Genomic DNA, 13,739 nt, shown 5'->3' with positions numbered 1-13,739 from the left:
CGAATCCAATCTTATCATGACGAACCCAACTGTTTCTGCCAGTCTGTTTAGCGCCATCGAGATGGCCCCACGCGACCCGATCCTGGGCATCACCGAAGCATTTAACGCGGACCAGAATCCCGCCAAAATCAATCTGGGCGTTGGCGTCTATTATGACGACAACGGTAAAGTGCCTCTGTTAGCTTGCGTACGCAAGGCGGAAGCCATCCTGATCGAACAGGCCGCCCCACGCACCTATCTGCCGATCGAAGGCCTGGCTGCCTACGACAAGGCGGTGCAAGAACTCGTATTTGGCGCCGATAGCGCCGTAATTCAAGAGCGCCGCGCCGTGACCGTGCAAGCCATCGGCGGCACGGGCGCACTGAAGATCGGTGCCGACTTCCTGCAGCGCTTCGCGCCGGGCGCCCAAGTCTACATCAGCGACCCAAGCTGGGAAAACCACCGGGCGCTGTTCGAGAACGCCGGTTTCGTCGTGAATAACTACACCTACTACGATGCCGCCACCCATGGCGTGAACTTCGACGGCATGCTGGCCAGCCTGAACGCCATGCCAGCCGGCTCCATCGTCGTGCTGCACGCCTGCTGCCACAACCCGACCGGCGCCGACCTGAGCGTAGCCCAGTGGGACCAGATCATCGCTGTCGTCACCTCGCGCGGCCTGGTGCCGTTCCTGGACATGGCCTATCAAGGTTTCGCCAACGGCATCGCCGAAGATGGCGCCGTGGTGCGCCGCTTTGCGGACGCGGGCGGCCCGCTGCTGGTGTCGAACTCGTTCTCGAAATCGTTCTCGCTGTACGGCGAGCGCGTGGGCGCCCTGAGTGTCGTCGCGGCCAGCGCCGATGAAGCGGCCCGTTTGCTGTCGCAATTGAAGCGCGTCGTGCGCACCAACTACTCGAATCCGCCTACACACGGCGGCAAGGTGGTCGCCACCGTCCTGGCCACGCCGGAACTGCGCCAGCTGTGGGAAGAGGAACTGGCCGGCATGCGCGTGCGCATCCGCGAAATGCGCAATGCCTTCGTGGAAAAACTGAAAGCCAAGGCGCCAGCCCACGACTTCGAATTCGTGCGCCAGCAAATCGGCATGTTCTCGTACTCGGGCCTGAGCAAGGAACAAGTGGCATCGCTGCGCGAGCAGTCGATCTACGCCGTCGACACGGGTCGTATCTGCGTGGCAGCATTGAATTCGCGCAATATCGACATCGTTATTGACGCGATCGCCAAAGTGCTTTAAGATCTTGCTTCTTCGGCGCTGCATGCAAGTGCGGCGCTGATGGCGGTAGAAAGTCGGCGATGGCCGTGTTTGTCGAGGTGCAGTATGCGTCTTGCAAATATGGAACAAGTGACATATAATATTGCCTCTTTTCCCTGATAGCTCAGTTGGTAGAGCGACGGACTGTTAATCCGCAGGTCCCTGGTTCGAGTCCAGGTCGGGGAGCCAGAATTCAAAAGGCCACGTTGAAAAACGTGGCCTTTTTTGTTTCTTGCCGGCTGTATTGGTGCAGGAGCAAGATAAGATTTTCCCTATGGAAATCTAGACAATTGAAAATTTGCCCTATATAATACGGCCTCTTTTCCCTGATAGCTCAGTTGGTAGAGCGACGGACTGTTAATCCGCAGGTCCCTGGTTCGAGTCCAGGTCGGGGAGCCAGAATTCGGAAGGCCATGTTGAAAAACATGGCCTTTTTTGTTTTCCGCCGCAACCGGCAGGGCCGGCCGGTGCGTGATCGCGTTTTGCGCTATCCTGAATGCATCACTTCAGGAGCACCTTCCCATGACTTGTACTTCCGCCTTGCGCCATATCGTCCTGTGCGACTTCCTCGATGGCATTACGTCTGCCAAGCACGCCGAGCTCGTCTATGAGTTTTCCCAGCTGAAACACCGCATTCCCGGTGTGCGGCAATTTGAATGGGGGCCGAACGTCAGCCCGGAAGGCCTCGATGACGGCTTTACCGATTGCTTTACCCTGACCTTCGATGACGTCGGCGCACGCGACGTGTATCTGGCCCATGCGGCGCACCTGGCCTTTGTCGAGCAGCTCAAACCATGGCTGGGTCGGGTGCTGGTCTTTGACTATTATCCGCAAGAGCATCCCGGCTGACCGCTGTCAGGCAGGGTGACGTCGGGAAAATATACATTTTTCTAGGGGAAATCTGGACATGGCAAAATTTCCCCTATAGAATGCGGCCTCTTTTCCCTGATAGCTCAGTTGGTAGAGCGACGGACTGTTAATCCGCAGGTCCCTGGTTCGAGTCCAGGTCGGGGAGCCAGAACATGTAGTAGCAAAAAGCCCAGCCTTTATCGGTTGGGCTTTTTGCGTTACAGGCGCTCTCACTTGCTCGGTTGAACCATCTCCAGCGTCTTGATGATGGCCTCTTGAAATTTCACCGGTTCATCCTGGTGTATCTGATGCCCGGAATGCTCAAAGAAAAACAGTCCCTTCTTTGGCGCCTTCAAGGTGTCGAAATACGCTTGCGTGATCCTGGTCGAGGTCTGGATGTCGTTTTTGCCGACGAAGAAATACACGGGGCAGTCAACGCTCTTCAAGGTCTTGGGCAGATCAATGTTCATGACTTCATTCCAGACTGGCGACCAGGTCTTTGACCATTGCAGAAAGCCCGTCTTGAACCCCTCGCTCGTTGCAAATGCCTTGCCATCCTTGTAAAAAAGCCATTTCCTTAAATAAAACATGCTTTCGTCACTGGAAAACGGGAAACTGACGCCGTTCAGTTCCTCGCTGGCGACGGCATTGTCCTTGAAGTGCACTTTCAAGGCTTGCAGCAATTCTTTCTCGCTTTCCAGCTGGCTCACGACAGGATTGGAAGCGAAATAGGCATGCAGCAGCTCCGGGTGATGCTTGACGATATCAAAGCCCAGGACGTTGCCCCAGGAACTGCCCAGCAAGTATATTTTTTCCTGCTTTAACTCTTTGCGCAGGAATTGGATGACTTGATACGTATCCTGCTCCATCTGCCCGACGGACGGCTGCGTGGGCGAAGGATTGAGTTTCAATGTCTTGCCGGCGTCCCGCTGGTCCCATTGCACAATCGTAAATCTGTTTTTCAGGATAGTCGTAAAGGTATCGGCCCCCTTGATCATCGAGCTTCCCGGTCCGCCGGACAGGAACAGCAGGACGGGCTTGTTCGCGTCGTCCGTCTTGATTTCCACCACCTGCTGTATGCCGCCAATGACGGGTGTCAGGGTGGTGGTGACTTCGGTGGAAACGGGTTTCGCTTCCGCCGTGGATTGCGCCTTGCATCCGTAGAAGGGAAACAGGGCTGTAAAGAATACTGCCAATGTCATTTTTTTTATCATGGTATGGGGTCAGTTTCAGCTTGCTTGCAAGGGGCGTGCATTGCACGCCGCAGTTGAACAGCTAATTGAACAGCTAATTGAACAGCTATCTATCGCATGGTCTCCAGCAGGTACGTCGATATGCCTCCTTGTCAGCGTTTGGTTTCAAAGAAAGTGGCCTTGCTCTGCATGCAGCCGCAGCGCTTCCAGCGCCAGATAGCCGGGCTGCAACTGCGTGGCGATGGCCGACAGGCTGTCCGTTGCGGGCACTGGCGGATCGCCGTGGTAGACCGTGCCGTATTTCGCATGCACGCCGCCGCGCGCGCGCATCGCTTGCAATTGCGTGGCTGTGGGGGCGATGCCGAGGCGGTCCAATAAATCGCTGAAGAGCATGCCTGGCAATTGCTTGTAGTTAATTAACTGCAACTGGCCGGCTGCCGCATGGGGCAGGGCGGCATTGAACAGGCTGGCCAGCACGAGGCCCGTATAGCCATCGATATCGCCGGGCGCCAGCTGGTGCGCGGGCAGCGGCAGCTGTGCCGGATGCAGCATGCCGGGCACCATTTGCGGGCCGCGCTGGCGCTGGTGCGAGGCCAGCACGGCCAGCGGTTCGCGGTAGACGAACAGGCAGGGCGTGCCAGGAAACGCTTGCCGCAGCAAATCGAGGCTGTGGATGTGCCAGCAGTCGAACTTGATGAGGAAGTGCGTCTCTTCACCCGAGCGGCGCTGGCCCAGTGCCAGGATGGCCTGGCGCAGCAGGGCGACGCTGGCGGCCCGGTCGCCGCTGTCGTGATGGAGGCGCAGCAGCGAGTCGACGACGGGCGGTTCGGACATGATTATGCACTGCGGCAAGGATGCCAACAGCTGGCTCAGCAGGGTTGAGCCGCAGCGCGAGACGTGGAAGATGAAGGCGTCGGGCGCCACGCAGTCGCCGAGCGTCGCCAGCGCCGCCAGCGGCGTGCGGCAGACGCGGCGTTCCTCATGCGGCTGGCGCGCCAGCGTATTGACAAAGAAGGCGTCGCTGAAAGCCGCTTGCCCCAGGTCGCGCCAGCACATGGCGGCGTCCGCCAGCGCCGCGCCGCGCTCCACGTACAGCGGATACCAGCCGCGCAAGTCCATGCCCTCATGCCATGCCACCGTCTCGCCCCTGGCCAGCAAGCGTTCTTGCTGGGCCAAGCCCGGCGCGGCGCTCACGGCGCGCTCCCGTCGGCCAAGGCGGCCAATTCCTTTGCCAGCGCCAAGCTGGCATGCGAGGGCGACAGCCGTAGCTGGGCGATGACGGCCCGCACATTGCCATCGTTGATGCTTGGGTCGCCATATTTATTGGCTGCTTTCGGCACGAAGCCGGCCGAGGCGAACAGCGCTTCGAGCCAGTCATTGGTGACGCAGTCGAGCACAAGGTGGATGCGCGGCGTCGTGCCCCGGTTGTGCACCGCGTGCAGGCAACTGGCGTCCATGTACCAGGCGTGGCCGGCCGTGAAGTGGACAGTCTCGCCATCGATGGTAAAGAGTACCTGCGGCGAGGTGTGGATGGGGATGTGGATGCGGATCAAGCCATCGGCCAGCGACGTGCCGGCATCGCGGTGCGCGCGGATCATGGCGCCCGGCGCCAGCGCCATCAGGCGCGCGGCGCGGATGTCGCATGCGAAGCTGGCGAGCACCTCGCGCAGGCCGGGACAGCGCGCCAGTTGCGGCGTGCCGGCATAGACGGCGCCGTCGACGGGCATGATGTGGCCGGCCTGGCCGCCGGCCGAGCGCAGCGGCACGCAGCTCCAGCCATGGTCGTAGGCGCCCGTATTGAAGTGGCTGATCCACTCGCCGGCGGCAAACTGGTCGCTGTCGCGCTGCATGCGTGCCACATCAAAGCGCAGCGGCAGCTGCAGCCAGGTGCTGGGCGGATTCGGCGCCGACACTATGGCGCGCTCCATGCCAGTTGCTCCTGTATCTCGTTTTCCCCGCGCAGGCGAAAGCCCAGCCGCTGGTACAGTGCGCGCGGGGCGGCGTTGCTTTTGTTGACCGCAAGGTGGATCTGCCATTGCTGCGCGACTGCTTGCGCCTGCAGGCCGCGCAGCACGGCGCTGCCGGCGCCCTGGCCTTGCGCGGCGGGCAGGATGGCGATGTCGACCAGGTGCAGCACTTCGTCCTGGCGGTCCAGGATCAGGCGGCCGATGGGAGTGTCGCCATGCTGCAGCACCAGGTACATCGCGTGCGGATACGCCTGGCGATAGCCGTGGCTTTGCATGCGGCGCTGCATGGCGATCAGCTGCTCGACGACGGCGGGGTCGGCCGGCATCTGGCGCAGGTCGTCGCGCGTGGAGCTGTACAGCGCGGCGGCAAAGCCATCGTCATCGTCGCGCTGGAGGCGCAACTGGTAGGGGGCGGATAGCGGCAAGTCGTGCATCGGTGCGGTGCTCCGGTAGGTGGTTGCGATCGAGGCAAATCAGCGGGCGTTTATTTATTTGCTATGCTGCCAATTTTTCCGCGTACTTGCAATCATTTCAAGGAAGCCGCCATGCATTCTGTCTTTATCTCGCCTTGCCAGTGGAGCTGCGCATGAATCCGGCACGCGCGGAACTGGCCGCCATTGCTGCCGCGCTGTGCGATCCGCAGCGTTCCTTGGCCAGCCTGGTCGGTGAAGCGGTGCAGCTGCGCCGGCTCGTCGAACGCCACTCGCGCCTGTCCATGGAACGGCAGGACGGCTTGCGCGATGGCGAAAGCTTCCTGCCCAGCGGCTGGGCCATCTCGCCCGTGCAGGCGGGACTGTGCGCGCGCGAGCCGTACCGCAGCGCCGCCTTCATCCAAGGGCTGGCGCTGGCCGTGCGCGAGCGCCTGGACGTGAGCGGTGGGCGACCCGTGCGCGTGCTGTACGCGGGCTGCGGCCCGTTCGCCTTGCTGGCCTTGCCGGTGATGGCCGTGCTGGATGCAGACCTGGTGCAGTTTGCCATCCTCGACGTGCACGCGGAGACCCTGGCCTATGCGCGCGAACTGATCACAGCCTTGGACCTGGACAGCCACGTCGGCGAGTACATTTGCGCCGATGCGGCCTCCTACCGCATTCCTGCCGGCGCCATGCCGCACGTGATCGTCAGCGAAACCATGAATACGGCGCTGGGCAAGGAGCCGCAGGTGGCCATCCTGCGCAACTTGCACGCGCAAGCGCCTGCGGCGGCGCTGCTGCCGGCGGCCGTCACCGTGCACCTGGGCCTGGACCGGCGCGCACCGGATGAGCCGTGCACGGACTGGGGCCGCGTGTTTACGCTCGATGCGGACGCCTTGCGCGCCTGGAAGCAAGGATCGAATGGGCAGGGCGACAGCCTGCCGGCCGCCAGCATCCGCTTGCCCGAGGTGCTGGAGCAGGCACCGCGATTGCTGACGCGCATCCGCGTGTATGGTGACATCGTCCTGGGCGACCATGAATGCAGCCTGAATCTCCCGCTGCCTTTGCCGGGCAAGCCGACCCTGGCAGGCGGCAGCGTACTCGATTTCCATTACCGCCTGGGCGGCCAGCCGGGACTGGCGTTTTGCCTGCGCAAAACGCCTGAATCCATACAGGAATCGCACAAGACAGATTCTCACTATTAATACTACATTGGCATACAATTTACTTCTGTAGGATAATATGGAACCGGTTCCATTTATGCGCAAATGCAATGTAGCGCAATCATCGAAGTCAATAAAACAACAAGTCTTGCGGGAGTCTCATGAACCATCCAGGCAGCGAACCATCTGCAACATCCGTTTCATCCCTTCCCCGCATCAGCCGCCGCCACGCCCTGATCGGCCTGGGCGCCTTGCTGGCGCAGGCCGGTTTCTGGAGCAATCCCCTGTCCGCCGCCATGCAGGCGCCGGCCAGCGCTCCGGCGACCGGCCTGGCGCCCGCCACGATGCTGTTCTACACCTTGTCGCAAACGATCACCGGCCACCGCGATCTGTCCGCCGCGACGGCGGCGCGCATCGAGCAAGCCATGCGCACCAACGTACCCGGCTTCGCCGACCAGTTGCCACGGCTGGGCGCGCTGCTCGTCACGGGGCAGGAAGCGAAGGCGCTGCTGGCGGCCGCCAGCGCCGCGGACGCCGGCTTGCGCGAGCTGGCGCTGGCCATCGTTGCCGCCTGGTATACGGGCACTGTCGCCGGCAACGCGGCGCAGGGCACGAAATCCATCGTCGTCGCGTATGCAGAAGCCTTGATGTACCGCACGGTGGCCGATGGCCAGGTCGTGCCCACGTATTGCAATTACGGCCCCCTGTGGTGGCTGAAGGCGCCACCGGCCGTGGGCGTCGCCGCGCCCGTGGCGCCAAAACCCGTACCGGCCCCGGCCACCACCGGCACTCCCGAACCGAAAGGCAAGCAAGCAAAATGAAATCACCCCAATTCAAGAGTAATGGCGACATCGTCGCCGATGTCATCATTGTCGGGTCCGGTGTTGTCGGCGCCATGATGGCCGACCAACTGGCTGCGCAAGGCCATTCCGTGATCATGCTGGAAGCGGGCCTGCGCATCGAGCGGGGGCAAGCCGTGGAAAACTGGCGCAACATGCCGTTTGAAAACCGTGTCGGTTCCGACTTCCAGGGCCTGTATCCGCAAGCGGACAACGCACCCGCACCGCTGTATTTCCCGAAGAATAACTACGTGGAATTGTCCGGCCCCAGCGGCAGCAGTTTCCAGCAGGGCTATCTGCGCACGGTGGGCGGCACGACCTGGCATTGGGCCGCGTCGTGCTGGCGCCATTTGCCGTCCGACATGCGCATGAAAAGCGATTACGGGGTAGGGCGCGACTGGGCCATTTCCTATGATGAGCTGGAACCGTACTATTGCCGCGCCGAGCAGGAAATGGGCGTGGCCGGCCCCAATGATCCCGCCTTGCAATCACCCAGCGAGCGCAGCGCGCCTTACCCGATGGACATGGTGCCCTGGGGGTATGGCGACAAGCGCTTCGCCGAAGTGGTCAACCTGCACGGCTACCGTTCCGTACCGATCCCGCAAGGCCGCTCGACGCGCCCATGGCAGGGCCGTCCCACGTGCTGCGGCAACAATAACTGCCAGCCGATCTGCCCCATCGGCGCCATGTACAACGGCATCCACCATGTGGAACGGGCCGAGCTGAAGGGCGCTGGCGTGCTGGCCGAGGCCGTCGTCTACCGCATCGACACGGACCACAATAACCGCGTGACAGCCGTGCACTGGTATGACGCGAAAAAACAGTCACACATGGCGACGGGCAAGGCCTTCGTGATTGCCTGCAATGGCATCGAGACGCCCCGTTTGCTGCTGCTGGCGGCGAACCAGAACAATCCGAACGGCATCGCCAACAGTTCCGACCAGGTGGGCCGCAACATGATGGACCACTCGGGCTTCCACTGTACCTTCCTCGCCAATGAGCCGATCTGGACGGGCCGTGGCCCGGCGCAGAGCAGCTGCCTGGTGGGCCCGCGCGACGGCGCTTTCCGGTCGCAGTATTCGGCCAACAAGATGATCTTGAACAATATCACCAGGGTGGGACCCGCTACCCAGCAGTCGTTGAAACTGGGCCTGGTGGGCAAGGATCTCGACGACGAGATCCGCCGCCGCGCCGCGTTCGGCGTGGACTTGTCGATCAGCCTGGAACCCTTGCCCGAGGCGCATAACCGCCTGACTTTGAGCAAGACGCGCAAGGACCCGCTTGGCCTGGCCTGTCCCGACATTTATTACGACGTGGGCGATTACGTGCGCAATGGCGCGAAGGCCGCGCATGCGCAGCTCGAGCACATCGGCAAGCTGTTCGGTGCCGTGGAGTTCAACATCACCAGCAGCCTGAACGCGAATAACCACATCATGGGCGGCGTCATCATGGGCAGTAACCGTGCCGACTCCGTCGTCGACGGCAATTGCCGCGCCCACGATCACGTCAATTTGTGGCTGCCGGGCGGCGGCGCCATGCCGTCGGCCAGCGTCGTCAACACCACCCTCAGCATGGCCGCGCTCGGCTTGCGCGCGGCCGACGACATCGCCCGTACCTTGGCAAGGGAGGCAGCATGATGCGCCGCCTGTCCCTCGCTATCGGCATGGCGTTGCTGTCCGGTATCGCCACGGCAGCCGTGCCCGCCTCGGCGCCGCCCGTCACCCTGACGCCGGACCGCCCGGCCGCGCCTGCAGCCGCCAGCCCCGATGCGCGCCTGGAGCGGGGCCGCTACCTGGCCATCGCGGCCGACTGCATGGCGTGCCATACGGCAGCGGGCGGCAAGCCGTATGCGGGCGGTTATGCCATCGATTCGCCGCTGGGCACGATTTACGCGACGAATATCACGCCATCGAAAAAAGGCGGCATCGGCCACTACACGGAAGCCGACTTTGCGCGCGCGCTGCGCGAGGGCGTGCGCGCCGATGGCAGCCATCTGTACCCGGCCATGCCCTACACCAGCTATTCGCAGCTGACGGATGCGGACGTGGGCGACCTGTATTACTACTTCATGCAGGCCGTTAAGCCCGTCGATGAGCCGGCGCGCCAGACGGCCCTGCCATTCCCGTTCAATGTGCGCCTGTCGATGCTGGGCTGGAACACCTTGTTCCTCGACAATAAACGCTTCGTGCCGGACCCGGCAAAGAGCGCGCAGATCAACCGCGGTGCCTACCTGGCCGAAGGCCTGGCGCACTGCAGCGCCTGCCACACGCCGCGCAATGTGCTGATGGCGGAAATCGGCAGCCAGACCCTGGCGGGCGCGTCGCTCGGTTCCTGGCACGCGCCGAACATCACGTCCGACAAGGTCAGCGGTATCGGCGCGTGGACGGATGCGGAACTCACTGCCTACCTGAAGACGGGCCACGTGGAAGGCAAGGGTCAGGCGGCGGGCGGCATGGCCGAAGCCATCCAGAACAGCCTGCAATTCCTGCGCGATGACGATGTGGCCGCCATCGTCGCGTGGCTGCGCACCGTGCCGCCCGTGCGCGCGCCGGGGCAGACCAGGGCCGCGTTCAGCTACGGCAGCGCCGCCAGCGAAGAAGCTGCGCTGCGCGGCATGGCCGGTTCCACCGAGCACCATTCCATGAATAGCGGCGCCGTGCTGTTTTCCGGCTACTGCGCCAGCTGCCATTCGGCCAGCGGCGCCGGCAGCACGGGCCAGGCGTATCCGGCCCTGTTCAACAATACGGCGACGGGCGGCAACACGCCGGCCAATCTGGTCTCGGCCATTTTGTTTGGCGTCGAGCGCAAGATCGAAGGGGAGGAGCACGAAGCCTTCATGCCCCGTTTCGACCAGCGTTCCTACGTGCAGCCATTGACGGACGAGCAGATCGCCTCGATTGCCAACTACGTGCTGAAGCAGTACGGCAACCCGGACGTGTCCGTCACCCCCGCCTACGTGGCGCAGGCGCGCAGCGGCGGCGAGAAGCCCGTGCTGGCGCGTTTGCAGCCGTTCATGCTGCCCGGCGGCATCGTGGGAATCTTGCTGCTGATCGCGCTGTTGGTGTGGCTGCGGCGGCGCCGCCAGCGCAACGTTTGAGTGCCGACGCGGCGGAGAATATGAACGTTGGGCGCAACTTGCAGTAAAATGCAGGCTGAAAAATGGTTACGAGCAATCGTAGCCATTTTTTATTCTGGCACTATCCTGGCGATTGCTTTCGTCTCATTTGAAAATTGACAATGTCCCATTCCCTGCATCACCAATTTTTACGTTTCGCCGCTGTCGGCGCTTCCGGCACGGCCGTGCAATACAGCGTGCTGTGGGGCGGCGTGGAATGGGCCGGCATCAGCGCCGCCGCCGCTTCCGGCATCGGCTATATCCTCGGTTCCGTCGTCAACTACATCCTCAATTATTTTTTCACGTTTAAAAGCGACAAGGGACACGGCGACGCGGCTTCCAAGTATTTCACCCTGCTGGGCATAGGCTGGTGCATCAATACGGGCCTGATGTGGCTGCTGGTGCACCAGCTGGGCTGGTATTACTGGCTGGCGCAGGTGCTGGCGACGGGAATCGGACTGGTCTGGAATTTCGCGGGCAGCCGCTGGTGGGCCTTCAAGCCGGCCGGCGCGCCGGGCAAGTAAGCAAGTAAAGAGTTGTTGCAAAAAAAAGATGCGCATAGTCCAAGACCAGGCGCGCGGTTTTACCAAAACAAGGGGGTAATCATGCAGTTCCTGGAACGCTATTTCAAACTGAAGGACAACGGGACCAATGTGCGCACGGAGCTGCTGGCCGGCCTGACCACGTTCCTGACGATGGCCTACATCATCTTCGTCAACCCGTCCATCCTTGGTGACGCGGGCATGCCGAAAGACTCCGTTTTTGTTGCCACCTGCCTGGCGGCCGCCATCGGCACCTTGATCATGGGCCTGTACGCGAACTACCCGATCGCCCTGGCGCCGGGCATGGGCTTGAATGCGTATTTCTCGTACACGGTGGTCAAGGGCATGGGCATGAGCTGGGAAGTGGCGCTGGGCGCCGTCTTCATTTCCGGCTGCCTGTTCATCCTGGTCAGCCTGTTCAAGGTGCGCGAGATGATCATCAACAGCATCCCGCCCGCGCTGCGCACGGCCATTACCGTCGGTATCGGCCTGTTCCTGGCCATCATTTCCCTGAAAAGCGCCGGCGTGGTGGTATCGAACCCGGCCACCATCATCGCCCTGGGCGACTTGCACCAGGCGGCGCCCATCCTGGCCATTCTCGGTTTCTTCATCATCGTCGCGCTGGACCGCCTGAAAGTGCCGGGCGCCATCCTGATCGGCATCCTCACCATCACGATTGCCAGCTTCTTCTTTGGCGGCAACCAGTTCAACGGCATCGTCTCGGCGCCGCCCGCCATCGAGCCGACCCTGTTCAAGCTCGACATCATGGGCGCGCTGTCGATCGGCATCGTCAACGTGGTGCTGGTATTTTTCCTGGTCGAACTGTTCGATGCGACGGGCACCCTGATGGGCGTGGCCAACCGTGCCGGCTTGTTGAAAGACGGCAAGATGGAGCGCATGAACAAGGCCTTGCTGGCCGATAGCACGGCGATTGCCGCCGGCGCCTGCCTGGGTACGTCGAGCACCACGGCCTTCGTCGAAAGCGCGGCCGGCGTGCAAGCGGGCGGACGCACGGGCTTGACGGCCGTGGCCGTCGCGCTGCTGTTCCTGGGCAGCCTGTTCTTCGCCCCGCTGGCGCACACGGTGCCACCGTACGCGACGGCGCCCGCGCTGCTGTACGTGGCTTGTTTGATGCTGCGCGAGCTGACCTACATCGACTGGGATGACAGCACGGAAAGCATTCCTGCCGCCATCACGGCGTTGATGATGCCATTTACCTATTCGGTGGCCAGCGGCGTGGCCTTCGGCTTCATCACTTATGCGGTCTTGAAACTGTTGACGGGCAAGGGCAAGCAGGTATCCGTGGTGGCTTACATCATCGCCGCCATCTTCCTGTTCAAGTTTATCTACCTGGGCGAATAGCGGGGAAAGTAGGGCACGCGTCGGCAAGCAGTTGCCGGCGCGTGCGACAAGGCCGCCCGTGCACCAGCAGAGGCGGCCTTTTTTGATGGCGCAGCTTTGATGGGGCAGCTTACATCAGCAGCGCGGCCACCAGGTCTTTCTTGGCGTCGCCGGCGCTGCCGTCGAAGCGCAAGGCCGCTTCCACGTGCGTCAGGTGCTCCACCATCAGGCGCGCCGCAAGATCCGCGTCGCCGCTGCGCGCCGCGTCGAGAAAGCGGCCGTGCTCGTCGTACGAACAGGCGGCGGCGTGGCCCGACTGGTACAGCATGGTGATGAGCGAGCTGCGGCCCACCAGTTCGCGCACGATGTCGCGCAGCACGGCGTTGCCGGCTATGTCGGCCAGCAATACGTGGAAGTCGCCCAGCAGTTGCGAGCGCAGCGGCGTCGCTTGCGCCAGCGCCAGGCGTTCCGCTTTCAGGTGCCGCTCCAGCATCCTGTAATCGGCAGCTTTGGCCCGCGCGACGAATTCGCGCGCCAGGGCCGCTTCGATGATGCGCCGCGCGGCGAAGATGTCGCGTGCCTCCGCTTCCGTTGGCTGGCTGACGAAGGCGCCCTTGTCGGGCACCATGCGTATGAGTTTGTCTTTGGACAGGATCAGCAGGGCGGCGCGAATCTTCGTGCGGCTGACGCCATACAGCCGGCACAGCGCCTCTTCGCGCAGCCGTGTGCCGGGCGGCAATTGGCGCGCCACGATGGCGGCCGCCATATGCTCGGCAATTTCCGCCGAGCTGTCACCGCTGCCGGGATTGTCCACCAAGGGTGCGCTTGTTTCTGTCATGTCGGGCGAGAGCAGTAAGCCAGGGGCAAGGTGAGTCTTGCAAGCGCATGTCCGCGCGGAGGCGTGGTTGACGCCCGCTGCCGGCATGCCGTTGTGCGCCTTCCGTGTCGGCCAGGCCTGGCTATTCTACTATCTTGCGTGGCGCCGCGCAGACGGGCACAGCCAGCTGGCGAGGCTGGCTTCCCTGGCGGCCTGTTTTGCTGCTCATGCAGCAACTATGCCGCAACAACTGG

At 62.6% G+C, this 13,739-nt stretch carries 13 protein-coding genes and 3 tRNA genes; 11 read left to right on the top strand and 5 right to left on the bottom strand.

Annotated features, from left to right (window positions below; all coding sequences use genetic code 11):
- Positions 1-16 precede the first annotated feature (16 nt).
- The 5 genes from ACQ4WY_RS06455 to ACQ4WY_RS06435 all read left to right on the top strand — a co-directional run bounded on the left by ACQ4WY_RS06455 (position 17) and on the right by ACQ4WY_RS06435 (position 2,267).
- Positions 17-1,231 (top strand): amino acid aminotransferase, encoded by a 1,215-nt coding sequence (locus ACQ4WY_RS06455; RefSeq protein WP_436503283.1) that lies wholly within the window; start codon positions 17-19, stop codon positions 1,229-1,231.
- A gap of 131 nt (positions 1,232-1,362) precedes the next feature.
- Positions 1,363-1,438, top strand: a tRNA-Asn gene (locus tag ACQ4WY_RS06450).
- A 134-nt stretch (positions 1,439-1,572) separates the two neighbouring features.
- Positions 1,573-1,648 (top strand) — tRNA-Asn (locus ACQ4WY_RS06445).
- Positions 1,649-1,771: 123 nt separating this feature from the next.
- Entirely contained in the window at positions 1,772-2,098 is a 327-nt protein-coding gene (locus ACQ4WY_RS06440) for a Dabb family protein (protein WP_353660692.1), read from the top strand.
- Between the two features lie 93 nt (positions 2,099-2,191).
- Positions 2,192-2,267: transfer RNA gene (locus tag ACQ4WY_RS06435), tRNA-Asn, on the top strand.
- Between the two features lie 61 nt (positions 2,268-2,328).
- On the opposite strand, the gene ACQ4WY_RS06430 is transcribed toward ACQ4WY_RS06435, so the two are convergent.
- The 4 genes from ACQ4WY_RS06430 to ACQ4WY_RS06415 all read right to left on the bottom strand — a co-directional run bounded on the left by ACQ4WY_RS06430 (position 2,329) and on the right by ACQ4WY_RS06415 (position 5,692).
- A complete protein-coding gene (locus ACQ4WY_RS06430; protein WP_436503282.1) occupies positions 2,329-3,300 on the bottom strand; it encodes an alpha/beta fold hydrolase in 972 nt (323 codons plus the stop codon).
- A gap of 156 nt (positions 3,301-3,456) precedes the next feature.
- Positions 3,457-4,485 carry a sulfotransferase gene (locus ACQ4WY_RS06425; RefSeq protein ID WP_436503281.1) on the bottom strand — a complete coding sequence of 343 codons (1,029 nt, stop codon included), beginning with the start codon at positions 4,483-4,485 and terminating at the stop codon, positions 3,457-3,459.
- Positions 4,482-5,219, bottom strand: a complete 738-nt coding sequence (locus ACQ4WY_RS06420; protein WP_436503280.1) for an aspartyl/asparaginyl beta-hydroxylase domain-containing protein — start codon at positions 5,217-5,219, stop codon at positions 4,482-4,484. Before ACQ4WY_RS06420 ends, ACQ4WY_RS06425 begins: the two co-directional genes overlap by 4 nt.
- Positions 5,204-5,692 (bottom strand): GNAT family N-acetyltransferase, encoded by a 489-nt coding sequence (locus ACQ4WY_RS06415; protein WP_436503279.1) that lies wholly within the window; start codon positions 5,690-5,692, stop codon positions 5,204-5,206. Before ACQ4WY_RS06415 ends, ACQ4WY_RS06420 begins: the two co-directional genes overlap by 16 nt.
- 152 nt (positions 5,693-5,844) lie before the next feature.
- On the opposite strand from ACQ4WY_RS06415, the gene ACQ4WY_RS06410 reads away from it, so the two are divergent.
- From ACQ4WY_RS06410 to ACQ4WY_RS06385, 6 genes are all read left to right on the top strand, one after another.
- Positions 5,845-6,873 carry an SAM-dependent methyltransferase gene (locus tag ACQ4WY_RS06410; protein ID WP_436503278.1) on the top strand — a complete coding sequence of 343 codons (1,029 nt, stop codon included), beginning with the start codon at positions 5,845-5,847 and terminating at the stop codon, positions 6,871-6,873.
- 119 nt (positions 6,874-6,992) lie between these two features.
- Positions 6,993-7,652, top strand: coding sequence for a sugar dehydrogenase complex small subunit (locus ACQ4WY_RS06405; protein ID WP_436503277.1), 660 nt, complete (start codon positions 6,993-6,995; stop codon positions 7,650-7,652).
- Positions 7,649-9,307 carry a GMC family oxidoreductase gene (locus ACQ4WY_RS06400; RefSeq protein ID WP_436503276.1) on the top strand — a complete coding sequence of 553 codons (1,659 nt, stop codon included), beginning with the start codon at positions 7,649-7,651 and terminating at the stop codon, positions 9,305-9,307. Before ACQ4WY_RS06405 ends, ACQ4WY_RS06400 begins: the two co-directional genes overlap by 4 nt.
- A complete protein-coding gene (locus ACQ4WY_RS06395; RefSeq protein WP_436503275.1) occupies positions 9,304-10,767 on the top strand; it encodes a c-type cytochrome in 1,464 nt (487 codons plus the stop codon). The genes ACQ4WY_RS06400 and ACQ4WY_RS06395 overlap by 4 nt, the downstream gene beginning before the upstream one ends.
- A gap of 140 nt (positions 10,768-10,907) precedes the next feature.
- The gene (locus tag ACQ4WY_RS06390) at positions 10,908-11,309 is read left to right on the top strand and encodes a GtrA family protein (protein ID WP_436503274.1); all 402 of its coding nucleotides are present in this window, start codon (positions 10,908-10,910) and stop codon (positions 11,307-11,309) included.
- A gap of 81 nt (positions 11,310-11,390) precedes the next feature.
- Positions 11,391-12,689 carry an NCS2 family permease gene (locus tag ACQ4WY_RS06385; protein WP_436503273.1) on the top strand — a complete coding sequence of 433 codons (1,299 nt, stop codon included), beginning with the start codon at positions 11,391-11,393 and terminating at the stop codon, positions 12,687-12,689.
- 109 nt (positions 12,690-12,798) lie between these two features.
- Here the strand turns inward: ACQ4WY_RS06385 and ACQ4WY_RS06380 are convergent, their stop codons facing one another.
- Positions 12,799-13,506 carry a GntR family transcriptional regulator gene (locus ACQ4WY_RS06380; RefSeq protein ID WP_436503272.1) on the bottom strand — a complete coding sequence of 236 codons (708 nt, stop codon included), beginning with the start codon at positions 13,504-13,506 and terminating at the stop codon, positions 12,799-12,801.
- Between the last annotated feature and the right edge of the window lie 233 nt (positions 13,507-13,739).

It is taken from the genome of Janthinobacterium salmonicoloratum, from assembly GCF_051380845.1.
In the GTDB taxonomy this organism is placed as follows: Bacteria; Pseudomonadota; Gammaproteobacteria; order Burkholderiales; family Burkholderiaceae_D; genus Janthinobacterium; species Janthinobacterium lividum_F.
The sequence above is the reverse complement of the archived record's forward strand: the minus strand, read 5'-3'. Positions and strand labels throughout refer to the sequence as shown.